The organism is Winogradskyella sediminis (assembly GCF_003387355.1).
Classification (GTDB): Bacteria; Bacteroidota; Bacteroidia; order Flavobacteriales; family Flavobacteriaceae; genus Winogradskyella; species Winogradskyella sediminis.
In genome coordinates, this window is record NZ_QUNH01000002.1 from 699147 (window position 1) to 724939 (window position 25793).

At 34.3% G+C, this 25793-nt stretch carries 25 protein-coding genes and 1 tRNA gene; 9 read left to right on the plus strand and 17 right to left on the minus strand.

The window, feature by feature from the left end; translation table 11 throughout:
- Nucleotides 1–25 precede the first annotated feature (25 nt).
- Together C8N41_RS10465 and C8N41_RS10470 are read right to left on the minus strand one after the other, a co-directional pair.
- Nucleotides 26–2863 (minus strand): M16 family metallopeptidase, encoded by a 2838-nt coding sequence (locus C8N41_RS10465; RefSeq protein WP_115839222.1) that lies wholly within the window; start codon nt 2861–2863, stop codon nt 26–28.
- A gap of 102 nt (nt 2864–2965) precedes the next feature.
- A complete protein-coding gene (locus C8N41_RS10470; protein WP_147298951.1) occupies nt 2966–3904 on the minus strand; it encodes an alpha/beta hydrolase in 939 nt (312 codons plus the stop codon).
- Nucleotides 3905–4214: 310 nt separating this feature from the next.
- On the opposite strand from C8N41_RS10470, the gene C8N41_RS10475 reads away from it, so the two are divergent.
- Nucleotides 4215–6980 carry a M16 family metallopeptidase gene (locus tag C8N41_RS10475; protein ID WP_115839224.1) on the plus strand — a complete coding sequence of 922 codons (2766 nt, stop codon included), beginning with the start codon at nt 4215–4217 and terminating at the stop codon, nt 6978–6980.
- A gap of 56 nt (nt 6981–7036) precedes the next feature.
- Here C8N41_RS10475 and scpA read toward each other — a convergent pair whose 3' ends face one another.
- From scpA to C8N41_RS10505, 6 genes are read right to left on the minus strand one after another with little or no spacing between them, the layout of a single operon-like run.
- A complete protein-coding gene (gene scpA / locus C8N41_RS10480; protein WP_115839225.1) occupies nt 7037–9160 on the minus strand; it encodes a methylmalonyl-CoA mutase in 2124 nt (707 codons plus the stop codon).
- A 55-nt stretch (nt 9161–9215) separates the two neighbouring features.
- The gene (locus C8N41_RS10485) at nt 9216–10598 is read right to left on the minus strand and encodes a methylmalonyl-CoA mutase subunit beta (RefSeq protein WP_115839226.1); all 1383 of its coding nucleotides are present in this window, start codon (nt 10596–10598) and stop codon (nt 9216–9218) included.
- Entirely contained in the window at nt 10591–10917 is a 327-nt protein-coding gene (locus tag C8N41_RS10490; protein ID WP_092447112.1) for an FtsB family cell division protein, read from the minus strand. The genes C8N41_RS10485 and C8N41_RS10490 overlap by 8 nt, the downstream gene beginning before the upstream one ends.
- Nucleotides 10917–11522: a uridine kinase gene (gene udk, locus C8N41_RS10495; RefSeq protein WP_092447113.1), complete on the minus strand. Its 606-nt coding sequence runs from the start codon at nt 11520–11522 to the stop codon at nt 10917–10919. The genes C8N41_RS10490 and udk overlap by 1 nt, the downstream gene beginning before the upstream one ends.
- A gap of 57 nt (nt 11523–11579) precedes the next feature.
- Nucleotides 11580–12008 carry a c-type cytochrome gene (locus C8N41_RS10500; RefSeq protein ID WP_092447114.1) on the minus strand — a complete coding sequence of 143 codons (429 nt, stop codon included), beginning with the start codon at nt 12006–12008 and terminating at the stop codon, nt 11580–11582.
- Nucleotides 12005–13105: a PQQ-dependent sugar dehydrogenase gene (locus C8N41_RS10505; RefSeq protein WP_092447115.1), complete on the minus strand. Its 1101-nt coding sequence runs from the start codon at nt 13103–13105 to the stop codon at nt 12005–12007. The genes C8N41_RS10500 and C8N41_RS10505 overlap by 4 nt, the downstream gene beginning before the upstream one ends.
- A 127-nt stretch (nt 13106–13232) precedes the next feature.
- Between C8N41_RS10505 and C8N41_RS10510 the strand changes: the two genes are divergently transcribed.
- Nucleotides 13233–13307: transfer RNA gene (locus C8N41_RS10510), tRNA-Pro, on the plus strand.
- A 380-nt stretch (nt 13308–13687) separates the two neighbouring features.
- Here the strand turns inward: C8N41_RS10510 and C8N41_RS10515 are convergent.
- A complete protein-coding gene (locus C8N41_RS10515; protein WP_115839227.1) occupies nt 13688–14092 on the minus strand; it encodes a MerC domain-containing protein in 405 nt (134 codons plus the stop codon).
- Nucleotides 14093–14202: 110 nt separating this feature from the next.
- Here C8N41_RS10515 and C8N41_RS10520 point away from each other — a divergent pair, with 110 nt between their 5' ends.
- A complete protein-coding gene (locus C8N41_RS10520) occupies nt 14203–14577 on the plus strand; it encodes a Fur family transcriptional regulator (protein ID WP_115839228.1) in 375 nt (124 codons plus the stop codon).
- Here C8N41_RS10520 and C8N41_RS10525 read toward each other — a convergent pair.
- The 6 genes from C8N41_RS10525 to C8N41_RS10550 form a co-directional block, all read right to left on the minus strand.
- Nucleotides 14574–15599, minus strand: a complete 1026-nt coding sequence (locus C8N41_RS10525) for a cytochrome-c peroxidase (RefSeq protein ID WP_115839229.1) — start codon at nt 15597–15599, stop codon at nt 14574–14576. The two genes, C8N41_RS10520 and C8N41_RS10525, sit on opposite strands and share 4 nt — an antisense overlap.
- Before the next feature lie 73 nt (nt 15600–15672).
- Nucleotides 15673–16539: an MbnP family protein gene (locus tag C8N41_RS10530; RefSeq protein ID WP_092447119.1), complete on the minus strand. Its 867-nt coding sequence runs from the start codon at nt 16537–16539 to the stop codon at nt 15673–15675.
- Entirely contained in the window at nt 16526–16963 is a 438-nt protein-coding gene (locus C8N41_RS10535) for a hypothetical protein (protein WP_147298952.1), read from the minus strand. Before C8N41_RS10535 ends, C8N41_RS10530 begins: the two co-directional genes overlap by 14 nt.
- A 4-nt stretch (nt 16964–16967) precedes the next feature.
- Nucleotides 16968–18956 (minus strand): TonB-dependent receptor plug domain-containing protein, encoded by a 1989-nt coding sequence (locus C8N41_RS10540; protein WP_115839230.1) that lies wholly within the window; start codon nt 18954–18956, stop codon nt 16968–16970.
- Complete coding sequence (locus C8N41_RS10545) at nt 18956–19879, minus strand: hypothetical protein (protein WP_115839231.1); 924 nt, start codon at nt 19877–19879, stop codon at nt 18956–18958. The genes C8N41_RS10540 and C8N41_RS10545 overlap by 1 nt, the downstream gene beginning before the upstream one ends.
- 307 nt (nt 19880–20186) lie before the next feature.
- Nucleotides 20187–20552 carry a hypothetical protein gene (locus C8N41_RS10550; RefSeq protein WP_115839232.1) on the minus strand — a complete coding sequence of 122 codons (366 nt, stop codon included), beginning with the start codon at nt 20550–20552 and terminating at the stop codon, nt 20187–20189.
- Between the two features lie 242 nt (nt 20553–20794).
- On the opposite strand from C8N41_RS10550, the gene C8N41_RS10555 reads away from it, so the two are divergent.
- Complete coding sequence (locus C8N41_RS10555) at nt 20795–21760, plus strand: bile acid:sodium symporter family protein (RefSeq protein ID WP_115839233.1); 966 nt, start codon at nt 20795–20797, stop codon at nt 21758–21760.
- Here the strand turns inward: C8N41_RS10555 and C8N41_RS16950 are convergent.
- Together C8N41_RS16950 and C8N41_RS10560 are read right to left on the minus strand one after the other, a co-directional pair.
- Nucleotides 21757–21909, minus strand: coding sequence for a hypothetical protein (locus C8N41_RS16950; protein ID WP_170137114.1), 153 nt, complete (start codon nt 21907–21909; stop codon nt 21757–21759). The two genes, C8N41_RS10555 and C8N41_RS16950, sit on opposite strands and share 4 nt — an antisense overlap.
- Nucleotides 21910–21921: 12 nt before the next feature.
- On the minus strand, nt 21922–23286 hold the full coding sequence (locus C8N41_RS10560; protein WP_115839234.1) for an NAD-dependent succinate-semialdehyde dehydrogenase: 1365 nt from the start codon (nt 23284–23286) through the stop codon (nt 21922–21924).
- A 195-nt stretch (nt 23287–23481) separates the two neighbouring features.
- Between C8N41_RS10560 and C8N41_RS10565 the strand changes: the two genes are divergently transcribed.
- The 5 genes from C8N41_RS10565 (at nt 23482) to C8N41_RS10585 (ending at nt 25737) form a co-directional block, all read left to right on the plus strand.
- Nucleotides 23482–23814, plus strand: a complete 333-nt coding sequence (locus C8N41_RS10565) for a YtxH domain-containing protein (protein ID WP_092447126.1) — start codon at nt 23482–23484, stop codon at nt 23812–23814.
- A gap of 3 nt (nt 23815–23817) precedes the next feature.
- Complete coding sequence (locus tag C8N41_RS10570; protein ID WP_115839235.1) at nt 23818–24165, plus strand: hypothetical protein; 348 nt, start codon at nt 23818–23820, stop codon at nt 24163–24165.
- 1 nt (nt 24166) lies between these two features.
- Entirely contained in the window at nt 24167–24373 is a 207-nt protein-coding gene (locus tag C8N41_RS10575; protein WP_092447128.1) for a DUF6327 family protein, read from the plus strand.
- A 153-nt stretch (nt 24374–24526) separates the two neighbouring features.
- Nucleotides 24527–24961: a hemerythrin domain-containing protein gene (locus tag C8N41_RS10580; protein ID WP_092447129.1), complete on the plus strand. Its 435-nt coding sequence runs from the start codon at nt 24527–24529 to the stop codon at nt 24959–24961.
- A 326-nt stretch (nt 24962–25287) separates the two neighbouring features.
- A complete protein-coding gene (locus C8N41_RS10585; RefSeq protein ID WP_092447130.1) occupies nt 25288–25737 on the plus strand; it encodes a ferritin-like domain-containing protein in 450 nt (149 codons plus the stop codon).
- The last annotated feature ends 56 nt before the right edge of the window (nt 25738–25793 follow it).

Here is a 25793-nt window from a genome sequence, read left to right on the forward strand (position 1 = left end):
ACTGCCCAATATTAAGGTTGTATTTCTATTTTTCTGGATTGTGAATACCAGTAATATAGCCTTGTGTTAAATATTTTTTAGCGGCTTCATGAAGGTCGTCACGCGTTAAGCTATTTACGGCTTCTTCAAATTTTAAGATGTGATGAGGATTTTTATTTAGGTAGTCTGCATTTTTAAGTTGCCCTAACCAAAATCGATTTGTTTTTAAATCTTCTTTATAATCTAAAATTTGAGCTTTTTTAACTTTTTCTAAATCTTCTTCAGTAGGTCCTTCTTTTATTAAGAGATCCACTTCTTTCATGGTTGCAGCGATGAGCTTATCAACGTTTTCTGGCCCACAAGGAAAGCTGATATTAAACCTAAACCAATCGTAAGGCATATTGCTTATACTTGCATTAGCACCAGCTCCGTATACACCACCTTCTTCTTCTCTAAGTTTTTCAATTAATTTAATGGTTAAAACTTCGGCTAAGCTTTTTAAGGCATGTGCTTCTTTTTGGTTGTATTCTGTAGGACCATGATATGTAATTCTTACCGAGCTTTTTGGGTCTTCTCCCTTTTCAATAATTCTTTTGTGAGAACCTGTTAATGGTCTAAAATCACTAACTTTATAGGACTCATTGCTTCCTGTTGAAGGTAAACTTGCTAGATAGGTTTCGCATAATTCTACAAGTTTATTTTCATCGATATTTCCAACAAAATAAAAATTGAAATCACCGGCATCCGCAAAACGTTCTTTATATTTTTCGTAGGCTAGGCTATAATCTGCATTGTCCATGTCTTCTGCAGTTGGAAACCCTGTATATCTTGGGTTTTTACCATAAATAAATTGCGAGAGTTGATCTTGAAAATAAAATTGAGGACTAGATAAGAGGTTGCCTAAAAATGCTTTTTGCTTATCAGCGAAGCTTTTAAATGCTTTTTCATCTTTATTTAGTGCCGTAAAATACAAGTGCGTTAATTGAAACAATGCTTCTAAGTCCTTTGGTGTTGTATTTCCTGAGAGTCCTTCGCTATAAGACCCTATTGAAAGTCTTACATTGGCAATTTTACCAGACATCATTTTACCGAGTTCTACTTTATTAAATCCATTAACTCCGGCTTCTGTTAAACCTCCATTGGCATTTGATGTGGCTTTATATTCTTCATCTGTATAAAGAGAAGTTCCTCCATAACTAAATGCATCAAACAATATTTCATCATTTTTAAAATCAGTTTTTTTGTAGGTAACGATGGCACCATTGCTTAATGTTAAGGTCGTTGTACCAAGTGTTTCATCTGTTTCGTATGATTTTATACTGCCTTTAGAGGGCATTTTGGTCATTAAAGACGATGCCACTGCTTTGTCTTCATACGGTTTTAAATCCATTGACTTTACAAGATCTAAAAGTTCTAAGACTTCCGTTTCTTTAACCTGTTCTAGACCTTCTTTTTCTGGACCCGTTAGGATGACTACGCGGTTGTCTTCTTTTATATAAGATTGAATTAAGGCATTAACTTCGTCTAATGTTATGGTTGGTAACTGTGATTTTGTAAAATCGAATCTCCACTCCATACTCGGCATAGGATTTTGCTCCAAGAAATTATTGATATAAAGGCCTACAAGTCTATTTGATTCCATCTTGTCTCTATCTTTATAAGCTTTTTCCATACGAGCCATAATATCTTTTTTGGCGCGTTCAAATTCACCTTTAAAAAAACCGTGTTGACGAACACGTTCATTTTCTACCAATAGCGTTTTTAAAGCGTCTAGTTGACCCTCGGGACTAGTCATAGCAGACGATTGAAAAGCATTTTTGGTTCGCGCATATGTGCCACCATAATACGTAAATCCATATACAAAAGGAGGATTGTCTCCATTTCTAATCTCATCTAAGCGATTGTTAATCATTTGAGAAAACACGTTTTCGACCATAGATTTTCGGTAGTCGGCAAGTGTTTCATCTGGCTTCGAATTTATTTTGTCCTTAAACATTAATCGCACATTTGAAAATGGAGCTTCTTTGTCGGATGCGATTGCAACAAAGGTTTCTGCATGGTTAGGCAAGTCAAACACAGGTCTTGGCTTAGGGTTTTTAGGATTTTTTATATGTCCAAAATGAGATTTTATCTTTTCCTCTAATGTTTCTACATCAATATCTCCCACAGCAATAACAGCCATTAAGTCTGGTCGGTACCAATCTTTATAATAGCGTTTAAGGCTTTCGTATTTAAATGTTTCTAAATTTTCTTTTGTTCCAATAGGAAGACGTTCTGCATACATAGAGCCATGCATCATCTTAGGTAAATAGGTTTGCATCATGCGTTCGTTAGCGCCTTTTCCTAGACGGTATTCTTCGAGTACAACACCACGTTCATTGTCTATTTCTTCATCGGTTAATAGTGCGTTATGTGCCCAGTCTTCTATAATTTGAAAGCCTTTTTCAAGTTTTTCAGGATCATCACTGGGAATAGGTAGAATGTAGACTGTTTCATCAAAGCTAGTGTAAGCATTAAGATGTGCGCCAAATTTTACTCCAATACTCTGCAGGTAATCCACTAATTCATTTTTTTTAAAGTTTTTAGTACCGTTAAAACACATATGTTCCATAAAGTGTGCTAGTCCTAACTGGTCTTCGTCTTCTAAAATTGAACCTGCATTAACTACCAATCTTAATTCTACTTTGTTTTCGGGTTTAGGATTGTTTTGAATGTAGTAAGTAAGACCGTTTTTTAAGATTCCTGTTTTAACATTAGGATCTGAAGGAATAGGATTTGTAGCCGTATAAGACACCTTTGAAGTCGCTACTGTACTCTGAGCATTTAAAGGCAATACAAGGGTGAAGCACAACAAAATTGCTGCACTGAAAATAAATTTTTTCATTGATCGATGGGTTTTAATAGATTAATATTTTATCCGAATAGATTTCTAATTTAGGGATAATATATTGATATATAAAAGAATAACATAATTTTAACTAAATACTTAGTTGTAAGTTATGGCTTGATTATTTAAGAAGCGGAGAATCTTATCCAAAAGAGCTTTGCCACCAACTTCCCAAAGATTTATATGACCAGCCGATTCAACTTCTATAAATTCCTTGTCCTTACTTTTAATGGTAGAAAATATAGTTTCGCTATTAGAAATGTCTATCGCTTCATCTTGACCACCATGAATAATAAGTGTAGGTTGGATGATTTGCTTACTATATTTAATAGGGCTAGCGTCATTGGGATCAAAGTCGCCAATATGCCCAGCTCTGTCTACTAAGAAATTACTGACAAGAGCAAGATTAAAACCTGTATGACGTTTAAAAAATCCTTGTATATTCGATTTTAAATCCGTGTATGTGCTTTCCGAAATGCCATAGGCAATTCGGTGGTCAGACCCCATACTTTGCAGTGCGAGCGCACCTCCGACAGATTGACCCCAAACACCAATATTGTTTAAACCTTCTCTATGGATTAAAACATCGACTAATTTTTTAACGTCTTTAGATTCTTTAACTCCAAACGTAAAAAACTGACCTTCACTTTCACCAAATCCCCTAATGTCTACAGCCACGGAATTAAACCCGTTTGTAGCAAGAAATTTACTTAAATCATAAAAATGCACTTTTGTATGACTACTACCATGTAGTAAAATGATGGTGCCCTTAGGTTTTGCTATATGTGTGTAGGTTAATAGAGCGGATTGTTCAAGGTTGTCATAAGTTAAAAACGTTAGTTTCTTTCTTTTTAACATTGAAGCGTCTTCTTGGTGTATAGTGTCATTATAAATATTTTGGGTTTTAAATGACTCTAATATCGGATTTCGTCTTTCTATAATGAAACGTGGGAAAATAAAATAGAAAATCAATAATCCTACCACAAACAGAATTAAAAACGTCCGTTTAAAAATTTTAGTAATTCTGTTTTTTAACATGTCCAAGATGCTTAAAATAAGGGTTGGCAGTGCTTTTATAGTAGGTCTATGCAGTTGCTTTAAACGTGTTAGATTTGTTGCTAAAATAAGAACTTTTAGTGTCACTTCTGTAAAGCATTTACTAAAGTGGTTTAGGTTTTTTTTGTTTGTTCAGAATTTATTGAATTTAGAATTAGTTAAATAAGCACACGGAACGTTTTAGTTACTAATAAAAATCATTGGGTTTATATTATGGTAAAAAACATAAAGCACTGATTTGTGGTTGTTTAAAATATGTTTATCTTTCAAGTAACTAAAAACATCATCAATTATGAAAACAAATTTTCGCTCAGCAGTAGTACTGCTTTTAGTACTGTGCTTATCTAGTTTTATTGAAGCACAGCCAAAACAAACGGCTTCTGTAGAAGGCATTACGGAATACATGTTAGACAATGGTTTAAAAGTTTTACTGTTTCCGGATAATTCTTCGCAGACCGTAACGGTAAATATTACGTATAAAGTCGGCTCTAGACATGAAGGTTATGGAGAAAAAGGTATGGCACACCTATTAGAGCATTTAGTCTTTAAAGGGACGCCTAATCATCCTGATATTCCCAAAGAATTAACAGCTCGAGGTGCAAGACCAAATGGTACCACATGGTATGATCGTACTAATTATTTTGAAACTTTTAATGCCACCGAAGATAATATTGATTGGGCTCTAGATTTAGAGGCTGATCGAATGGTGAATTCGTACATAGCTAAAGAAGATTTGGATTCTGAATTCTCTGTAGTGCGAAATGAGTTTGAATCTGGTGAAAATAGCCCTATGAGAGTACTGATGCAAAAAGTGATAAGTGCAGCTTACTTATGGCATAATTACGGACAATCAACCATTGGTAATAAGTCGGATATTGAGCGCGTACCGATAGAAAATCTAAAAGCGTTTTACAAAAAATACTACAGGCCAGATAATGCTGTATTAATGGTTACGGGTAAATTTAATATAGAAAAAACATTAGATTTAATTGAAGAGAAATTTGGTGGAATTAAAAATCCGGAAACGTCTCTGGTAGATGTGCCAACTATTGAGCCAGCTCAAGATGGTGAAAAAAGAGTAGAACTTAGTAGAGTAGGAGATTTGCAACTTGTGTCTGCTTTGTTTCATACACCAGCAGGATCGCATGAAGATTATGCACCTATGAACATTATAGAAAATGTTTTAACCGATCAGCCTTCAGGGCGCTTATATAAGGCACTGATAGAATCAAAAGAGGCATCGTCGGTATGGAGTTTTACTCCTTTTACTAAAGAACCTGGCTTTATTTATTTTAATGTTGATGTGCCTTCGGATAAATCGCTTGAAACTGCTGAAACAACCATGCTTAATTTGTTTGATGGTTTAAGAGAAAACCCAATCACTGAAGAAGAGCTTAAACGCGCTAAAGCAAATATCTCAAAGCAAATGGATCAGATTCTTAGAAACTCTTCATATTTAGGGACATATACAAGTGAATTTATTGGAGCCGGAGATTGGAGGTTGATGTTTATTCATAGAGACCGTATTGAGTCGGCCACTTTAGAACAAGTAAATGAAGTTTTAGGACGCTACTTTATAAAAACAAATAGAACTGTCGGGAATTTTATTCCGACTAAAACACCTATGCGAATTGAAATTCCACATACAGAAGGATTGCAAGAGTTGGTAACTAACTATAAAGGCAAAGAGGCTTTGAGTGCGGGCGAGGCTTTTGATGTGTCTTATGAAAATATTCAAAATGCTTTAGATTCAGGTGTACTTTCAAAAAGTAAAATTGAATATGGGTTTATAGAAAAAGATAATCGTGGTGAGACAGTAAACCTCTCTTTTACGTTTAGAAACGGTGGAGTAGATGATTTAATGAATAAAGGGAAGTTAGCAAGTTATACTGCTAGAATGTTAAATAAAGGAACAACCTCAAAATCTAGACAAGATATAGAAGACAAATTAAGTGAATTAAAATCTTCGATTTACTTTAGTGGTTCTAACAGTAAAACAACAGCATATATAAGCTCTACGAAAGATAACCTAAAAGAGGCATTGGTGCTTATGACAGAGATGTTAAAAAATCCTGCTTTTGATGCTGAAGAATTAGAGAAGCTTAAGACTGAGGAATTAGCAAGCATAGAAAGTAATAAAACAGAGCCACAATTTTTAGTTCAAAAGCGTTTAGGCGAGATCAATCAGAAGTATAAAAAAGGGCATCCATTGTATAATATGACCTTAGAAGAAGAAGTGGAGGCTGTAAATAGTATTACGGTTGAAGCTATAAAAGCTTATTACGATGATTTTTATGGTATTTCAAATAGCGCTAATCTTATTGCTATAGGAAATATAGATGAAGAGGAATTAAAAACGTATTTTGATAAAGAGTTTGCTGATTTTACATCTGATTTACCGTATTCTGAAATTAAAGATCCATACGCAACCAATAAGCCAGCAAACGAAAAAATTATAACTCCAGATAAGAAAAATGCTTTCACACTTGGTTTCTTAAATTTTGAAGGAAGCGAATACGATAAAGATTATGCAGCATTACAAGTTGCAGGTTCTGTGTTTGGTGGAGGGTTCTTAAATTCTCGTATTGCCACGCGTCTACGTCAGCAAGACGGTGTAAGCTATGGAGCAGGTGGAGGCGTTAATGTAGATGGAGATAAAGACGATAAAAACTCTACGATGTATATCTATGCAATTTACGCTCCGGAAAATGAAGCCAAAGTACAAAAGGGTTTTGAGGAAGAAATAGCACGTTTTATTAAGGATGGTATTACTCAGCAAGAATTAGATGATGCTGTAAAAGGCTGGGTGCAAGCGCAAAGTGTATCTAGAGCTAAAGATAATGAGCTTTCTAGCACTATCAATAATAACTTGTATTATGATAGAGATATGATGTTTCAAAAAGGAATTGAAGAACAGGTTAAAAGTCTAACTGTTGAGGATGTTAATAAAGCGATAAAAACTTATTTTAAAGAATTTAAAAACTGGACTGTAGTAAATGCAGGAGATTACGAAAACTTTGAAATAAAGAAAACAGATACTAAAAAAATAGACGACTAGGTTGCGGTTTATCTCAAATAAAAAATGCACTGTTATTTACAGTGCATTTTTTTGTTTTAATCAATTAATATCTCTAAAATCTGGATGGCGGCTTCACTAATTTTTGTACCAGGGCCAAACACAGCAACGGCTCCAGCATCAAATAAAAATTGATAATCTTGCTTAGGAATAACACCACCAACGATGACCATGATGTCATCTCGTCCGTAATTTTTTAATTCTTGAATCACCTGAGGTACAAGTGTCTTGTGTCCTGCCGCTAAAGATGATATTCCTAATATATGAACATCGTTTTCTACAGCTTGTTTGGCAGCTTCTTTTGGTGTTTGAAAAAGCGGTCCTATATCAACATCAAAGCCTACATCAGCATAACTTGTGGCAACAACTTTAGCACCTCTATCGTGACCATCTTGTCCCATTTTTGCAATCATAATTCTGGGTCTCCGACCGTCTTGTTCTGCAAATGTATTGGCAAGTGTTCTGGCTTTTTGAAAACTTGAATCGTCTTTAATTTCTTTACTATACACTCCTGAAAATGATTTAATTTGCGCTTTATATCGTCCAAATTCGGCTTCTAGTGCATCACTTATTTCTCCTAAAGTAGCACGTTTTCTTGCGGCATCGACTGCTAAAGCTAATAAATTTCCTTCACTTGTTTTTGCGGCCTCTGTTAATTTTGATAATGCTTCAGTGACAGCAGTGGTGTCTCGGCTAGCTTTAATACGCTCTAGGCGTTCAATTTGTTGCAGTCTTACGGTTTGGTTATCGACTTCTAAGGTAGAAATAGGGTCTTCTTGGTCTAAACGGTATTTGTTAACACCAACAATGACATCTTGCGTAGAGTCTATCCGAGCTTGTTTACGGGCAGCAGCTTCTTCTATACGTAATTTAGGTATGCCTGCTTCAATAGCTTTAGTCATGCCACCTAAATCTTCAACTTCTTCAATAAGCTTCCAAGCTTTTTTAGCAATGTCGTCAGTAAGTTTTTCTACATAGTAACTACCAGCCCAAGGGTCAACTGTTTTTGTAATATGGGTTTCTTCTTGAAGATAAATTTGAGTGTTTCTGGCAATCCTAGCCGAAAAATCTGTAGGTAAAGCAATGGCCTCGTCTAAAGCATTGGTATGAAGACTTTGTGTGCCACCAAAAGCAGCCGCTGCAGCTTCAATACATGTTCTGGCAACATTATTAAAGGGGTCTTGTTCTGTTAAGCTCCAACCCGATGTTTGGCAGTGGGTTCTTAAAGCTAACGATTTTTGATTTTTAGGATTGAACTGTTTTACAAGTTTTGCCCATAACATACGTGCAGCACGCATCTTGGCGATTTCCATAAAATGATTCATGCCAATAGCCCAAAAGAAAGATAATCTTGGAGCAAAGGTGTCAATATCCATGCCTGCCTCAAGCCCTTTTCTTATATATTCTAATCCATCTGCTAAGGTGTATGCTAATTCTATATCGCAAGTGGCTCCGGCTTCTTGCATGTGATATCCCGAAATACTGATGCTGTTGAATTTCGGCATGTTTTTACTGCTGTATTCAAAAATATCAGAGATAATTTTCATGGATGGAGTAGGTGGGTAGATATACGTGTTTCTCACCATAAACTCTTTAAGAATGTCATTCTGAATGGTTCCTGCTAATTGTGCTGGTTGTACTCCTTGTTCTTCAGCGGCAACAATATAAAATGCCATTATAGGTAATACTGCACCATTCATGGTCATGGATACCGACATTTTATCTAAGGGAATTTGGTCAAATAATACTTTCATATCTTCAACAGAGTCTATAGCGACACCTGCTTTTCCAACATCTCCAACGACGCGTTCGTGATCAGAATCATAACCTCGATGTGTCGCTAAATCGAATGCGACGGATAGGCCTTTTTGTCCTGCTTCTAAATTTCTACGGTAAAAAGCATTGCTTTCTTCTGCTGTAGAAAATCCGGCATACTGTCTAATTGTCCATGGTCTTCGAACATACATCGTTGAATAGGGGCCACGTAAATTTGGAGCTATCCCAGCCACAAAATTTAAATGCTCTAAGTCTTGAATATCATCCTTAGAATAAGAGGATTTTATTGGGATATTTTCAGCAGTCAAAAAATCGTGTTTGTCACTATTTGTTAAATGAGGAACTTCCTTTTTTAGAGATATATGTTGAAGATTTTTTCTAGACATTGTAAATGTGTTTATTTAAGTGTAAAACTGTAATAGGTTTTTTCTATAGTGTGTTTTACTCTTCGCTTAGTCTTTTGATTTCCAGTTTTTCGGATAGTCTTTTCTCAATAATAGGTTCAATTAGTGTTTTTCGTTTTTCGATTTTTAAAAAAGGATTAACTTCTAAGTTATCGCTCATTTTATCAGCGACATTTGGATGCTTATTTGTTCCTAATAATACTATTCTTTGTGAGTCGAAATCTAACTGTTCAGTATTGGCGCAATCCTTAATTTTTCGTTGAATAGTGCCTTCTTTTAACTGACTTAAAAAGCCGCCATTGGCTTCAATATTTTTAAAAAGATCTAAGGCTTTTTGAGCTAATTGATCGGTTATATTTTCAATATAATATGCTCCGTCTGCTGGGTTATCTACCTTATTAAAATAGCTCTCATTTTTTAATACGAGAAGTTGATTTCTAGAAATGCGCTCTCCAAATTCGTTTGCGTTATGAAATAAAGCATCATATGTTAAGTTGCATATCACATTAGCGCCACCTAAAATAGCACTCATGCATTCAGTGGTAGTTCTTAGCATGTTAACGTTGTAATCGTAAATTGTTTTATTACGCTTACTCGGAGTAGCAATAATTCTACACGAGGTGTTTACTCCGTATTCCGAAGCTAATGTAGACCATAAGAGACGTAAGGCTCTGATTTTTGCAATTTCAAAAAAGTAATTTGAACCTGTTGCGATGTTAAAGGTTACCTCTAATGCGTCTGAACAGGTGTTACGACTTTTAAAATGGTTTAAATATTCGTTAACATGAGCCATGCTATAGGCTAATTGCTGAACTAGTGTAGCTCCTGCATTTTGATATAAATCTACATTTACACTAATCTGATGCGTTGCTTCCACAATTGCATCCAGTTTGTGATGATCATCACGGAGGTTATTGTACCAATTACCAGTCTTGGCGATGTGGCCTATAATATCCGTTTGAAAATGAATTTGAGGCTGCACCTCTCTATATGAATCTTTAACGGTAGATAAGACTGCTTTTACGAATGGTTCTGAAATAAAATCGCACGAAATGTCTATACAAACTTGAGATACATCGATATTATAAAATAAATCTTCAATTACAATAGTTTCAGACTGAACATGTAATAATAAATGTTCAGCACCTCTGTTAATAGCCTCTAACATGCTTGCATTAGCTGTTTTAGCATCGCTAACTACAATAGATTGACTAATTTTCCATTGAGATGCTTTGCTATTAGAAACTTCCGGTAATACATCAAATTCGTCGGAGTGATAAAATGGTTTTACGTTAATCCCCTCATTAGTTTTCCAAATTAGTGTATCGTTATAATCGGCACCTTTGAGGTCTACTTGTATTTTTTGTTTCCATGCTTTTGAAGACACGGACTCAAAATCTTTAAATAATGATTTACTCATCTTTTTTTGGTTTCTGAATACTATCTTCATATTCTATAATAAAGATATCTTCGTTAGGCTTTTTCATGTAGTATGTTTCGCGTGCTGTACGCTCAATACCCTCGTCTGTGCTAAGTTCTTTTATGGCTTTATTGTCTTTAGCCATTTCGTTACGGTAGTGCTCTTTTTGGTATTCTAATTCTTCAATATCGCCGTTTAGCTCATGGTGAAAGAGCCATGAGTGAGCGTCAAAAAATAACATCCAAACCACAAAAACAATAAGAACAATGACGTAAATGTTCTTAAAGGGTTTGAGATATTTTATGTTGAATTTAGACATTATAAGCGTTCGTTGATTATGGTTTTAACGATATCGACAGCAACGGTATTGTACTTATTGTTTGGTATAATGATATCAGCATACTCTTTCATTGGTTCTATAAATTGCTGATGCATAGGTTTTAATGTGTTTTGGTAGCGTTGCAATACTTCATTGATGTCTCGTCCTCGTTCTGTAATGTCGCGCTTTAATCGTCTTACTAAACGCTCGTCTGAGTCCGCATGTACAAATATTTTAATATCAAAAAGCTCTCTAATTTCTGGATGAGAAAGAATTAAAATACCTTCTACAATCATAACCTTTCTTGGTTTTGTGACAATGATATCTCCTGTTCGATTATGTTTTACAAAAGAATATACAGGTTGGTCAATAGCTTTTCCTTTTTTTAAATCGATAAGGTGCTCTTCTAATAATTCAAAATCAATAGATCTTGGATGGTCAAAATTAATTTTAACACGCTCTTCAAAACTTAGATGTGAGGTGTCTTTGTAATAAGAATCCTGAGAAATCACACCAACTTGTCCTTCAGGTAGTTCTTTTAAAATTGTATTTACAACAGTCGTTTTTCCGCAGCCTGTACCACCTGCGATCCCAATAATTAGCATATAAATTTTGATTTGTTAGATGGTTGCAAATTTAATTATTTAAGTAGAATTGCGAATTTATAATTCGGAAACTTTCTCGGGAGTTACAAAGTGGTCAATTGTATTTCCCCAACTATTATTAATATAATTTACAACATCGGCAACTTCTTCATTTGAAAGTCCTAAAGGAGACATTGTGCTATTATAGGTAATGCCATTTACAGTGATTTCTCCAGACATACCATATTTCACAGCTTTAATACTTTGCTTTTGATTTTCTCTTAGATAGTCGGAATCTGCTAACGGTGGAAATGCTTTTGGTACACCTTTACCGTTGGGTAAATGGCAGGTTATACACATGTCGTTATAGACCGTTTTGCCACGTTGTATACTCGCTTTAAGCTCAGATGAATCCTGCTTTTGAGCAACATGATTGTCTTTTTTTGCATTAGAGTTGCACGAAGCCAAGAGTAATAAGAACCATCCTAAAAAAATAACGTTTTTCATTTTCTAATTAATTTTACAATACCTAAATTTTCTATGCCTACATAAATAAATCCATCAGGTCCTTGTTCTACAGATCTTACACGTCCTAAGCCATCTAGTAAACGTTCTTCTTTAACGACTTTGTTGTTTTGCAAGGTGCACATATCTAAATATTGAAATTTTAAAGAGCCTATTAATAAGTTACCATCCCAATCACCATATTTGTCGCTATTAATAAAAGCCATACCACTTGGTGCAATTGAAGGATCCCAATAGTGTAGAGGCTGTTCCATACCTTCTTTTTTAGTAATATCGGTAAATTTTGTTCCTATGTAATTAATACCATAACTTATTACCGGCCAACCGTAGTTTTTACCCGCTTCGATAATGTTTATTTCATCTCCACCTTTTGGACCATGTTCGTGCGTCCAGATCTCTCTTGTTTCAGGATGAAGTGTCATCCCTTGAGGATTTCTATGACCGTAAGAGTAAATAGCAGTTTTGGCTTCGGAATTATTAATAAAAGGATTATCACTTGGAATAGAACCATCGTCATTTAGACGGTAAATTTTTCCACCATCTCTTGTAATGTCCTGTGGGTTTTCATCTCTGTTACCGCGTTCTCCAATTGAAAAATACAAGTAGCCAGCATCATCAAAAATTAAGCGTGATCCAAAGTGTTGTCCTTTGGTTGTATTTGGTATGGCTTTATACAGAACTTGTAAATTTGTTAAACTATTGTTTTCAAGTTGAGCTCTTGCTATGGTTGTATTTCCGCCAGAACCTTCACCTTCTGAAGAGGAGTAAGACAAATAGATCCAACCGTTTTTGTCGTAATCAGGATGTATAATAATATCTAATAATCCACCTTGACCACGTGGATAGATGTCTGGCAAGCCCCTTATACTCGTTTTTTTACCGTTTTTAAAATGAATAAGTTCCCCAGATTTTTCGGTAATAAGCATAGACTCATCAGGAAGAAATGTAAAACCCCAAGGAATATTAATATCAGAAACTATAACCTCATGCGTATTCTCAATGTTCTTAGGATTTTTATCTTGAGCACAGGCAAGTGTACTCGTAAGAATTAATCCAATTATGATGTTTTTCATAGTCATGATATTAATGGATAAAAAGATTAAAACACTAAAGTTAATAAATGTTATTGGATATTAAAGAAAATATCTATATTTGCATTCCGAAAATGAAAAGCCAATCATTTGGTTTTAATTTTAAACAAATTTTCGGGGTGTAGCGTAGCCCGGTTATCGCGCCACGTTTGGGACGTGGAGGCCGCAGGTTCGAATCCTGCCACCCCGACTTTTTAACTAAAACTCTATAAGTCTTTTGATTTATAGAGTTTTTTGTTTTTTATATCTAGAAAGGTTCTGTATACATTATTGAGATAGTAGGACTTTGTATTAGGTTATGACGACTAAAGGCATCAATTTTTTAAATAAAAAGTGCCGACTTTATGTTGTTGGCGCATTCTAAAGGTTGTAAATTATAGTATAATCACAACAGCGCAATGCATGGCCTCATCTTTATCGTCTTTAGGTGTGAAGGCATAAAGTCCAACCATTTTTAAGGAAAAAAAAGAATTAAAAGAAATATGTGAGGCTGTTTTTAATGTAAAACGAGTGACGTCTGCTATTTTTAAATCTGTTTTGAAGTCTATTAAAAATACTATAAAATGGGTTTTAAGATTGTTGTTGTAGCCTTAAGCGTAATAATTTCCAATTCATATAATGTGCTAAAGCCAGTAATACAGCGCCGATAACAGTATTGATAATTTCCCATAAATGGGTAAAGTGAAGTCGTCCAATAGCTATAAATACAAAGCCTAATCCTGCAATTATTAGAGGTTTAGTCTTATGATGCTTATTTTTGTAACTTGGCCAAAGTGAGGTTAGCAAAAACACAATACCTAAGCCTATAAATATCCATTCAATGATTGGGTTATTAAAAAAATACAGACTACTCATTGAGGTAAATGAAAGCAGTATTGGAAAAACAGCGCAATGTATTGCACAGATTAACGAGCTTGATAGTGCAATGAGATCTAAGGTGTTATTTTTTGATGTATTATTCACTTTGTGAGTCATATTATTTATAAAGGCGACATCGTCGCATTACTTAGTTTTGCAAATATATTATTAATTTATAATATTGCAATGTTGTTGGAATAGGTAATTGCAAATAATTCGCATTAAAAATGAAAAGAAGAAATACACCTACTAAAGAGGCTGTTTTAAATATTTTAACCGAATCCGGTAAAGCTATGAGCCAAGATGCGATAGAACGAAAAATAGCAATTGATATTAATAGGGCTACGATTTATCGGGTTTTAAATCGTTTTTGTGATGATGGCGTACTTCATAAGGTTGTTGCAGAAGATGGAAAACAGTATTTTGCATTATGTAATGGTTGTGATGAAACCCATCAAAAGCATCAACATTTTCATTTTAAATGTAAGGTGTGTGAAACGATAGAATGTTTACCAAGTGAAGTCAATTTCTCTATTCCTGAAGGTTATTTGGTCGAAAATGTAAATTGTGTTTTAACCGGAGTTTGTGACACCTGTTCTTAATTATCTAAACCTGTAAAATCGGTATCGCTTAAGGTTTTCATAAAAGCAATTAAATCTGTTTTTTCTTGAGCTGTAAGTGGAATTCTGTTGTTATTATCTTTTAAAATAGGGTCTAGGTTATCTGCCTCTAATACTCCGTTATCTAAATAATCGAGTAGGTCTTCTAAAGTTTCAAATTGTCCGAAGCTACCATAAGGAGCAGTATATTCTATATTTCTTAAGCTAGGTACTCTAAAACGCATGTAATCTTCCACAAGTCCTGTGATTCTGGCACGTCCTCCTTCTTCAGCATCCGGATTTATAGGAAACCCAATATTTCTAAAACTTTGATCTGTAAATAATGCTGTGCTGTGGCAGCCTATACATTTGTTTTGAAAAACAGTATATCCTTGTGCTTCACTTTCTGTAAATGTTTCTCCTTCGTTTCGTTTAACTCTATCGTATTTACTGTTTGAAGTTATAAGCGTGTATTCATATTGCGCAATACTATTATAAATACCATCTGCCGTAATACCTTCTCCTTTAAAAGCTTTATTAAAGAGCTCTATATAAGAAGGGTCGCTTTCAAGTTTACCAATAACCTCTAAAATAGAGGAGTCCATTTCTTCGTGTGTAATGATAGGAACCAATGGTTGGTTTTCTAATTGAAGTTTATTACCATCCCAATTATAAAATTGCATAAAAGCCATATTTTGTACAGGTGGAGCATTTCTAAGTCCTATTCGTCCCTCAATACCAATAGCTTTTGGATTATGATCTGCAAATGCATTTTCTGGAATATGACAACTAGAGCATGAAATGGTATTATCTGTACTCAATTGCGTATCGAAAAATAATTTTTTACCGAGCTCAACTCCGTATTGGGTAGGCATATTGTTATAAATTGAATTATTTAATTCAGGAAAGTCTAATGGAATTTCTAATTCTATTTCAGGGTTATCATAAACTATTAAATTAGACTGATCACTAGCACATCCTGTCAGTAAAAGCATCAATGCGATATGGCTTAATATATTTTTCATCACTACAATTTTAAATAGGATTAAAGAGTCGGCTTACGTCTTTCTTCTTAAAGCCGACTCTTTACATTAAAGTTTAATTTTCCACAGAAGTCACAGAAAACATACCGCTAAGGTCTGTTGTACCATTACCACCAATATTATCTACAAACTTTTCCATTTCGGTAGCTGTATGAGCACTTGGTGTGGCATTGTTACTAATATCCTCAGTAGACACTAAAGTTATTGTATGACTGTATCCACTAAGTAAATAATCAAAATCTGCTTTGATTGATATAATAGGAGCATTACTGCCAACTGTAGCGGTTGTAGGTAGTTCTAAGGTAATGTCTCTATAAGCATCAACACCTTGGGTATAATTACCTTCTTCACCTTCTAATGTACTTCCTGAATGGAAGGATAGTTCCTTATTATCGGTATCGTAGAAACCTTCAATTTTTGTAAAACGGTATCCCGTTCCCCATTCCCAATGCATTTGTGTGTCGTTGGCACCTGCATTGTTATAAAATGTTGGGAAGCTTACTTCGTCTAGGTTATTTAAATCCGATCTTACGCCTAAACCAAATTTTATTTCGGTATAATCTCCAACAGGAATCTCATTTAAGACATAATTCAAGGTTTCTGGTTTAGACTGATCTACAACTGTGGCACCATTGTCTAAATCATTAATATTATACGGAATCTCATCACCATTAGCTTTGATAAGTCGAATATTACTTATCACATATTTTAATTCTGAAAAGTGATGAACTTGTCCGGCATCAGAGGTGTTTATTGTAGCTGTGCTAGAGCTTGCGTCACCGAGCACTAAAGGTGTTTCATTAAATGTATTGCTAAATTCTAGAGTAACGTTATTGGCTACACGATTTTCGTCATCGCTGCTACAAGAAAGAAAAGCAAAGATTACTGTGGTTAATAAAATATATTTTTTAAGATGTTTCATTTTTATAATTGTTTATTAATAATTGAATCGTTTTGTATTCTACTGATGTTAGAGTCTCATTTAATAGCGGAGGTGGTTTAAGAACTTCTAAATAGGGTTCTGAATGCTGAAACTCTATATAAATTAATTTTACTTTTATTTGAGTGATATTAAAATTAGAAATCTTAAATTCTGAATCTTGATAGTACACCAAATCAAAATTTTTGGTATTCATTATTTTTTCAGAATCCGTGTGCTCGGTCTCTTGTAGCTCTTTAGTTAAATGACATTTTCCATTACATTGAAGCTCTGGCTTGGCTTTATTGATACAAAATTGTTCTGTAATGGCTTTTTGGTTGAGTTTAAAGTTCATAATAACGATTGCTTGTTGCGATACCACAAATAGAAAGATAGACGTTAATATGAGACTAAAAACTTTATACATTTATTTAAAAATTGATTTTTAAAGAGGTAAAAATATTGCGTCCCATTCTCGGAATATTTCCCCAATCGGCATAAGTACTATAGTATTCATTGAGTATATTTTCCGCTCCAACCTGAATTACTGTTCTGTAGTCTTTAATTTTAAATGTGTAATCCGCAGATAGATTCCAAATCGTATAGGATGGTGTTAGGTCTTCTCCATATTCTGGACTGTAATGCACTTGTTCTACATCACCATTGATAGATGTTTGAACATTAAATTGGTTCCACTTGTAATGCATCGAGGTCTGGTAGCTCAATGGCCTAATAAAAGGTAAGTTATTAGCGTTATTGTCTTTGCCACGTGCATAGGTGAGATGGCCTTTCCAATGCAAATTATCTAAAATGGTATAGCTTCCATTCAATGAAAAATTTAATAACGTAGAATAATCTAAAGCGGTATAGCCTTTGACACCAACAGATTGGTAATTCATGGGACTACCTAGACTTAAAATTCGACCTATAATATAATTTTGAATATAGAAATAATTGACTTTTGCTTGCAGACTAAACGTATGATTTTTAAAACCTGCACTCGCATTAGCCTCGTACGAGATTTCATTTTTAAGATCAGGATTACCTATATAGTCGTAACGGTCAAAACTGTTGTATATATAATAGCCATAACCTTCAGAAACCGATGGTGCTCTATGTCCATAACCTCCTCCTACAGAAAAATCAAAGTTCTTAATATTTAATTGGTAGCTAGTATGTAAGCTTGGTAATACTCTCGTTTTTTCTTGAGGTGTTCCTGGGTGGAAAATCCAGTTAAATTCTGCATATTTAGAACGGTTGTAATGTATTCCTAAAGATCCTCCAAAATTCAGTTGACTATTATCTGAAATTTCCCATGCGTTATTTACGGATAGACCAGCAAATGTAGTTGTGACTTCAGGCCAACTATAAGCAAACATGCTGCGCTCGCTGCGGTCTTGAGGATACATACGCATTTCTGCCGTTGATAAATTGTTGTAAGCATTGAGTTGTATTTCTGAATTAAAATTATGACGCTTAATATGAGTCTTAGAGAGTAAGCCAAACGTTGTACTCCAGCCAGGCATATCCATGTGTACTAAGTTTTCTGGACGTGTAGTGTCATCCATATAATGCTCAATAGCATTGAAATAAATTTTGGTATCTAGGGCTCTAAACAAACCTTCTTCAAACAATTGTTTATAGGTGGCTGAGGTTATGAGCGCTCTAGACAACCACAGATCCATAGGCAGAGCAGGATAACCAACATCTTTGGCTTCATCATAGATGGCTTCAACTTTTAAAGAGGATAAGGTACTTGTTTTATAGGCAACACCAAGTGAGGCATTAAATTTAGTGAATTGGGAGTGTGGTACTTCATCTGAGTTGCCGTCATTGTAGTTTTCTGCTTTTCTATATGCTAAACTTCCATCTACCACAAGCTTTTCACTAGTGTAGGCGGCACTTGCTAAATTGAAAAATTGCTTATTGTTCGATTCAAATCCGGTTTGGTAGGCGCCATTCCATTGTTTATAAGGATGAAAAGGAGTGTGCTTACGTTTCAAATCTATACTTCCGGCTATTGTTGCTCCATGCATATTTCCATCTTGGCCAGATTTTATATCAATTTTAGACAAGTTATTGCTTTCAACATACGAGGTAATAGGATCCATTTTATCCGTACATGCACCAAAAATATGCATCCCATCGATAGTAATGGTGGAGCGCTCAGAGCTCATATTATTTAATAAAGGTTCCCAAGCGTAAGCTCCGCGCTTTATAAAACTAATTTGGTCTGATGACGCTAAGAATTCATCAACTGAAACGGCCATTTTCATATCTGTTTCAATTTTTTTCTTAATCACCGTAATAAGTTCAACTTCGTCTAAAGCAACGATACTATCTTTCTTTTTCTCAGTTTGTTGAGCAGTAGAATAGCGGAAAGAAATGAGTAATAGGGTAAATAAAAGAAATGTTCTCATTAGAATAATATGTCTATATACAGTTCGCTGCGTTCTCCTTCAATTCCTGGTGTAAAATCAGTAGATACTTCAGTGCCTTTAATTATGGCTCCAAATTGATTTTGTAATCTAAAATTTAATGTCCAATTTCCTGTCATCGTATAGTTGACCACTCCATAATATAGGCCATCTTCTCTTTGAATTAAATCTTGATTGTTTGGTGAAGAATGATTTCCCATTGAAGGTTCTGGCATTCTTGGGTCTAATAATAAGGTGTAGTCTTCGACTTCTGAATATGAAAACTGAGAAGGGTCGGGAAATGTTCCGGCATCACTAGTCGGTGAATTATAAGTGTATATGCCTGCAACCAATTCGTTCTCTGCAATTTTAGGTTTTTGCGGAGCCACCAACGCAATAAAGTATTGTTCACCATCATCGGCTGTAAAGGCTGTCATGTTTAAATTCATATTACCTTGTTCTTCAACTGTAATAGTCTTGTTTACAGTGTAAGTCTGACCGTTGTCAGTGAATGAGATATAAATTGTCCAAGTTTCTAACTCACTCGATTCATTAGTAAATACGGCATAACCACTATAATAATCATCTTCAGTATTTGCATCTAAATTGTAGCGATGAGGACATGAAGAATGATTGCCATTGTAATTTGTAAGTATGGGTAAAAAGGTGACAGCAGCGGAATTGATAGTGTCGTTGGTTTCGGTATTTATAATGGTTAATCGAAGATCATTATAACCCTTATAAAATGTGCCGTTAAGAGCTGTTATAATGATTTTGTAAGAACCTTCATTTATTGAAACGGCTTCTTCGTAATCAAAATGCTCTATGACAATAGTGCTAATTTCAGATTCGTAATCCGTTTTATCTAGGGTACATGATGTGGCCACAATAGCAAATGTAGCCACGAAGCACATGATTTTTTTCATCACTTTTAGGTGTTATATTTAAAAAAAAATAAACTTATAAAATGTAGCAGTTGTGCATAAGATTATGAAGTGTTTTATTGCTCATAAAAGACCTTTTACCTTATAACAAACACTTAACAGAAACTTTGATTCTTGTTAAGACTACGAAAAATGTAGACGACTTAAAATGTATGGCATCTCTAGTGTTATTTCAATTTTATAGGTGTTGAAATACAATACTGAGTATACAGAATGATACATATAACTTCTTTTCCCAAGGATTTTGCTCAGTAAAAAATGCAATACATTAATAAGTATATATTTAGGCTTAAACTAAAGGAGGATGGAAGATGAAATTCATAAAATCGAATTCATAAATGATGTGATATGACGATTCAATTTTTAGGTTTTTTTCGGTTGGGATAATAACGATTCGGTTTTCAAATATATCTTGAAAGAAAACCACTTGTTGTTCTGAAGATGATGAATGGTTTTTATCGTTACTTTTATCAGAATCTGAGGCTTTAGCTAGTTCTTTTTTTAAATGACATTTACCATTACAAGCCATTTGAGGCTTATCCTTATTGACACAGAGCTCATTTTTAATATAATCGTAAAACGCAGCATATTCCACAAAGGGAATTGTCGGTTTCAAAAGCATAAATAATGCTAAAAATAGGGTTGCTGTTTTCACAATACAAAGTTCCTGATTTTTTTTATAATCACCTAACGTTTTAAGTTTTTAACGCATTAAACTAGTGCTTTAGCGTACGTTATTAGTTAAAGGATGTAGCTTTTTTAATAAAATTACAACTGATATTTAATAACCCACTTTTTTAGTATTAAAATTAAGATTGTGCTATTGTCTTATATGTAATATTTTGATGTTATTTTAGTGCACTCAATAATTAACGGACAGAAATAAAGGTGTCGATAATGAAAATAAAGATTGATAAATTCGTCCTTTCTATTATTCTAGTTATAATATTAGCATATTTATTTCCAGAATGGGGAACTGAGCAAAGTAAGATTCCTATCGATACGATTAGTACCATAGGTATTGCCGTGATCTTCTTTTTTTACGGCTTAAAACTGAATCCTACGCAACTCAAAGCAGGACTTAAAAATTGGAAATTGCATTTTCTAGTTCAGGGCTCTACTTTTTTAATGTTTCCATTGTTGATTTTACTATGTCGGCCATGGATTCAAAATGAAGCGCAAGACACCATTTGGTTGGCTTTCTTTTTCTTGGCGGCTTTGCCATCAACCGTTTCGTCGTCTGTAGTTATGGTATCAATGGCTAAGGGAAATGTTCCTGCGACTATATTCAATGCTAGTATTTCGGGAATTATCGGTATTGTAATTACTCCTCTATGGATGGGATTATTTATAGATAGTACGCAAACCAATTTTGATTTTACGGCAATCTATTCCAAACTCATTCTTCAGATTATTGTTCCTGTTGTTTTAGGTCTCATTCTTCAGCGCTATTGGGGAGATTTCGCTCGAAGGCACAGTAATAAATTAACCTTGTTTGATAAATCTATTATCTTATTAATCATTTATAAGAGTTTTTCATCTTCTTTTGAGAATGATGTGTTTAGTGTCGTTTCCATTAGCGACTTATTATTACTCTTTATGGGAGTCATTGTTTTGTTTACTGTAGTTTATGGGTTAACCGGTTTTTTAGCTAAGAAACTACACCTTAATATACAAGATCGAATTACAGCACAATTTTGTGGTACTAAAAAGTCTTTAGTTCATGGCACGGTTTTTTCAAAAATATTATTTGGTAATATGGCTACGTTAGGTATTATATTATTACCGTTAATGTTATTTCATGCGACTCAGCTATTAATTATCAGTGTCTTGGCAACTCAAAAAAGTAGTTCAATGGCTTAAAACCATGCAAAATGGATTCCTGAAGCCACTACAGCTCCTACTAATATAATGAGCACAAGTATTATAAATTTAGCTCCAAACCTTGTTTTTGTGTCTTTTTGAAAAACATAATCTCTTCTTTCTTCGTCTTCATCTTTTACAAATTTCATAATTATTATATTTTATTGGTTTATATAAACTGTTTTAATATTTACAAAGGCTAACATCCCTTCTTTAGATAATTCACGTCCAAATCCTGAAATCTTAGTACCACCAAACGGCAACCTTGGATCAGATTTTACCATCTCATTGATAAAAAATGCACCATCTGCAATTTCTGAAATGCGTGCTGCTGCAGCTTCATAGTCTGAAGAGAAAACCATGGTACCTAAACCAAATTTGCTTTCTGATGCCATGTTATAAGCTTCATCCTCAGTCTTTACTTTAATCACTGCAGCGACAGGTCCAAAAGTTTCGGCTGTGAATACAGGCATTTTGGGTGTAACATCCGTTATTATTGTGGGTGGATAATAAGCTCCATCGCGTTGATGACCTATTAGCACCTTAGCACCCAAATCGATAGATTGTTGCACCTGCTCTTCTAGTGTTTCTGCTAAGTCTACACGAGCAAGACAAGATATTGTGGTATCCTCATCTAATGGGTCACCATATTTTAACGCCTGTACTTTAGATGTGAATTTTTCAATAAATGCATCATAAATAGATTCTACAACTATAAATCGTTTTGCGGCAATACAACTTTGACCAGAGTTTTGCATTCTAGCTTTAACAATGGTACCGATATGCTCATCTAAATCAGCATCGCCTAGAATTATACAAGCATTATTTCCACCTAATTCTAAAAGTGAAGGTTTTAAATTTCTACCTGCACGTTCAGCAATTTTTCGTCCTGCGTTTTCACTTCCTGTTAAGGATACAGCTTTTACAATATCATGGTCTATCAACGTTTCAATATGCTCATGGTGTGCAATTAAGGTTTGAAAACAACCTTTAGGAAATCCTGCATCTTGAAATAATTTTTCAATAGCCAACGCGCAACCTGTAACATTAGACGCATGTTTTAATAAGGCAACGTTACCAGCAGTTAACGTAGGAATAGCAAATCTAAAAACTTGCCAAAACGGATAATTCCATGGCATAATAGCTAAAATGCAACCTAGAGGATCGTAACTAATAAAGCTTTCATGCGCGTCAGTATCTATAAGATCGTCTTGTAGAAATTGCTCAGAATTTTTGATGTAGAAATCAATAAGGTAGATACACTTTTCAATTTCAGCTTCACTTTCTAAAATGGGTTTTCCCATTTCTTCTGTCATTAATTGACTTAGTGAATTCTTCTGTTTATACAATTCGTCAGCTAAGTTTTGAAGCAATGCAACACGTTCGGTGATTTCAACATGTTTCCAAGACGTAAATCTTTGGTCTGCTACGTTTAGTTTGTCTTTTAATGTTGCTTCAGAGTCACGTCTGTACGTTTCAAGAAGATTACCGTTGTAAGGGTTATATGTTTTAAGTTCTGTTTTCATAATATAAGTGCTTTTCAAATTTAAAAGTACTCTATAAAACTGATTAATTCTATTACCAAAATGATTAACGCTAACCATTATTAGTTTTTCAGCTAATATCAATATCTATAGAGTCAAGCTACGGTTGGTATTGCTAGTATATTTGTGTCACAGCAACGTGCTGAATATTAAACATTAACACAAAAACAAAACATCATGAGTAATAACGGAAATACAGTTTTAGGAATATTAGCAGGAACCGCAGTAGGAGCTGCTCTCGGAATTCTTTTTGCTCCAGAAAAAGGTAGTGTCACAAGACAGAGAATTGCTGACGAAGCAGCAACGAAAAGAGATTTAATGGCAGAAAAAGCATCTGAGTTAAGAGATTCTCTTGGTAGTACAATTGCATCTCAAAAAGAGAATTTGGATGAACAAGTAGATTATATTGTATCTAACGCCAGTTATAAAGCAGAAGATGTCATTACCACGCTAGAGGCTAAATTAAAAGACCTGAAAGCAAAAAATAAGAACTTACAGAAAAAAGCCTAAACAATGAGTGTTTTTGACGACATAAGCCACACAACAGAAAAAGCATCTCAGGTTGGTGAGCGCTACGTTAAAGCGTCTCACCAATACTTTAGATTAAAGATATTTCAGCAACTAACGTTATCATTAAGTTTAGTGACAAAAGTGTTTGCTGTAGGGAGTTTGCTATTTGCAGGCATCGTGTTCTTGTCTTTTGCAGCTGCTTTAGAAATCGGCAATTCTTTACAGAGCTATGCCCTTGGTTTTCTAATTGTAGGTGGTATTTATGTGGTTTTGGCACTACTCATTTATAAGTTGAGGACTAAATTCAACGCGTATATCATAAAAAAAGTAGGGCTTAAATTTTTTAATTAATATGAAAACATATTCAACATTCGAAGAAATTGATAACGATTTAAAACGGTTTAAATTAGAACGCGATATTGCTTGGGAAGAATTAAGAATGACGAAGCACGAATTTAAAGAAGATTTACAACCTTTAAATTGGATTAGTACGGCCTTAAAATTAACAGGAAAATACAGTTTTATAGCCATGATTAGAAAATGGTTATTTAAAAAATAACTATTTGATGTATAGTGATCTAGTATCTCTATTTACTTTGAGGAATTAAAACTCGTAAAACCGTTAACTTTTAAATGATATCAGCCATATGGACTGGATTTGTAGCTTTATTTTTGAGGATATCAGTTAAAATTAACCAAAACCAAAAGCCTTATGAATATATATGAAGCTATTAGAAATGATCACGACATTCAACGCGACTTACTTGATAAATTAGTAGACACTTCTGGTGATACAAAGACTAGAAGCGATTTATTTAAAGCATTACGTAAAGAACTAACATTACACGCTAACGCTGAAGAGCGTCATTTTTACAAACCACTAATTCCTACAGATATGATGCAAGATTATGCCAGACATGGAATTGCGGAGCACCATGAAATTGATGAACTTATAGAAGCATTAGAAAATACAGAAATGGATTCTTCTGCATGGTTAAAGGTGGCTAAAAACCTTAAAGAAAAAGTAGAGCATCATTTAGAAGATGAAGAGCACACGTTTTTTCAGTTATCTGGAAAAGTGTTTGATAGCAACCAAAAGAAAGAATTAGCCATAAAATATAATAATTATATGAATTCGCATAGATAAATATGTCTTTCAGTTGGCCTAATGGCAAAACTTAATAACCATCCTTTAAAGTATATGAATTAGAATACTCTTCTTTTCATTTAATTTGAAGGATTTTTTTATGCTATACATAATAATTTACTGTTATGATAACCTTATCTTTCTTAAAAAATGTTAAGATACATCATCACATTTTATAGCGTTAATTTCTACAGCATTTGAACTAAGAAACCCCTCCAAAGATGACTAATTTTGATAATGAAAACGTGCTAGATATAGTACTGTAGATGTTAAAAGGTAAGCATCTTGATTTTCAAATTACCTTATAATTAAAACACACACTAAAAATGGCAACATACACAGAACAAGTAGGAAACAAACTCAACGATTTATTAGAGAAAAATTACGATGCAGAAAAAGGTTATGCTAAAGCTGCTGAGAATACAGAACATTCAGGATTGAGAACTTTCTTTAATCGTAAGTCGCAAGAAAGAAGAACATTTGGTCACGATCTTAAATCTGAAATCAGATCCTTTGGACAAGAAGTCGATAAAGGAGGTAGCTTTACAGGATCTGCTCATAGAACATGGATGGACGTTAAAGCACTATTTTCTGCAGACAACGAAGAATCAATGTTAGAAGAGGCTATAAGAGGAGAGAAAGCTTCTGTAAATGAGTACGAAGAGGTATTGCAGGAATCGACTTTACCAAGTAGCACTAAATCGATATTAGAATCACAAAAAAATCAGATTCAATCCGATTTATCTAATGTAAAATCTTTAGAGAATTTAAGATAAAATTTAACTTTTATCTCTCAACTACATGGAGCATATTCTACATATAGAATATGCTC

Coding starts and splice junctions, on each gene's coding strand:
- C8N41_RS16950 (WP_170137114.1), bottom strand. CDS start 21,909: ATGAAATTTGTAAAAGATGAAGACGAAGAAAGAAGAGATTATGTTTTT.
- C8N41_RS10565 (WP_092447126.1), top strand. CDS start 23,482: ATGAGTAATAACGGAAATACAGTTTTAGGAATATTAGCAGGAACCGCA.
- C8N41_RS10520 (WP_115839228.1), top strand. CDS start 14,203: ATGAAAAGAAGAAATACACCTACTAAAGAGGCTGTTTTAAATATTTTA.
- C8N41_RS10470 (WP_147298951.1), bottom strand. CDS start 3,904: ATGTTAAAAAACAGAATTACTAAAATTTTTAAACGGACGTTTTTAATT.
- C8N41_RS10465 (WP_115839222.1), bottom strand. CDS start 2,863: ATGAAAAAATTTATTTTCAGTGCAGCAATTTTGTTGTGCTTCACCCTT.
- C8N41_RS10530 (WP_092447119.1), bottom strand. CDS start 16,539: ATGAAACATCTTAAAAAATATATTTTATTAACCACAGTAATCTTTGCT.
- C8N41_RS10535 (WP_147298952.1), bottom strand. CDS start 16,963: ATGTATAAAGTTTTTAGTCTCATATTAACGTCTATCTTTCTATTTGTG.
- C8N41_RS10575 (WP_092447128.1), top strand. CDS start 24,167: ATGAAAACATATTCAACATTCGAAGAAATTGATAACGATTTAAAACGG.
- udk (WP_092447113.1), bottom strand. CDS start 11,522: ATGCTAATTATTGGGATCGCAGGTGGTACAGGCTGCGGAAAAACGACT.
- C8N41_RS10545 (WP_115839231.1), bottom strand. CDS start 19,879: ATGAAAAAAATCATGTGCTTCGTGGCTACATTTGCTATTGTGGCCACA.
- C8N41_RS10540 (WP_115839230.1), bottom strand. CDS start 18,956: ATGAGAACATTTCTTTTATTTACCCTATTACTCATTTCTTTCCGCTAT.
- C8N41_RS10490 (WP_092447112.1), bottom strand. CDS start 10,917: ATGTCTAAATTCAACATAAAATATCTCAAACCCTTTAAGAACATTTAC.
- C8N41_RS10560 (WP_115839234.1), bottom strand. CDS start 23,286: ATGAAAACAGAACTTAAAACATATAACCCTTACAACGGTAATCTTCTT.
- C8N41_RS10515 (WP_115839227.1), bottom strand. CDS start 14,092: ATGACTCACAAAGTGAATAATACATCAAAAAATAACACCTTAGATCTC.
- C8N41_RS10505 (WP_092447115.1), bottom strand. CDS start 13,105: ATGACTATGAAAAACATCATAATTGGATTAATTCTTACGAGTACACTT.
- C8N41_RS10475 (WP_115839224.1), top strand. CDS start 4,215: ATGAAAACAAATTTTCGCTCAGCAGTAGTACTGCTTTTAGTACTGTGC.
- C8N41_RS10585 (WP_092447130.1), top strand. CDS start 25,288: ATGGCAACATACACAGAACAAGTAGGAAACAAACTCAACGATTTATTA.
- C8N41_RS10500 (WP_092447114.1), bottom strand. CDS start 12,008: ATGAAAAACGTTATTTTTTTAGGATGGTTCTTATTACTCTTGGCTTCG.
- C8N41_RS10525 (WP_115839229.1), bottom strand. CDS start 15,599: ATGAAAAATATATTAAGCCATATCGCATTGATGCTTTTACTGACAGGA.
- C8N41_RS10570 (WP_115839235.1), top strand. CDS start 23,818: ATGAGTGTTTTTGACGACATAAGCCACACAACAGAAAAAGCATCTCAG.
- scpA (WP_115839225.1), bottom strand. CDS start 9,160: ATGTCTAGAAAAAATCTTCAACATATATCTCTAAAAAAGGAAGTTCCT.
- C8N41_RS10485 (WP_115839226.1), bottom strand. CDS start 10,598: ATGAGTAAATCATTATTTAAAGATTTTGAGTCCGTGTCTTCAAAAGCA.
- C8N41_RS10555 (WP_115839233.1), top strand. CDS start 20,795: ATGAAAATAAAGATTGATAAATTCGTCCTTTCTATTATTCTAGTTATA.
- C8N41_RS10580 (WP_092447129.1), top strand. CDS start 24,527: ATGAATATATATGAAGCTATTAGAAATGATCACGACATTCAACGCGAC.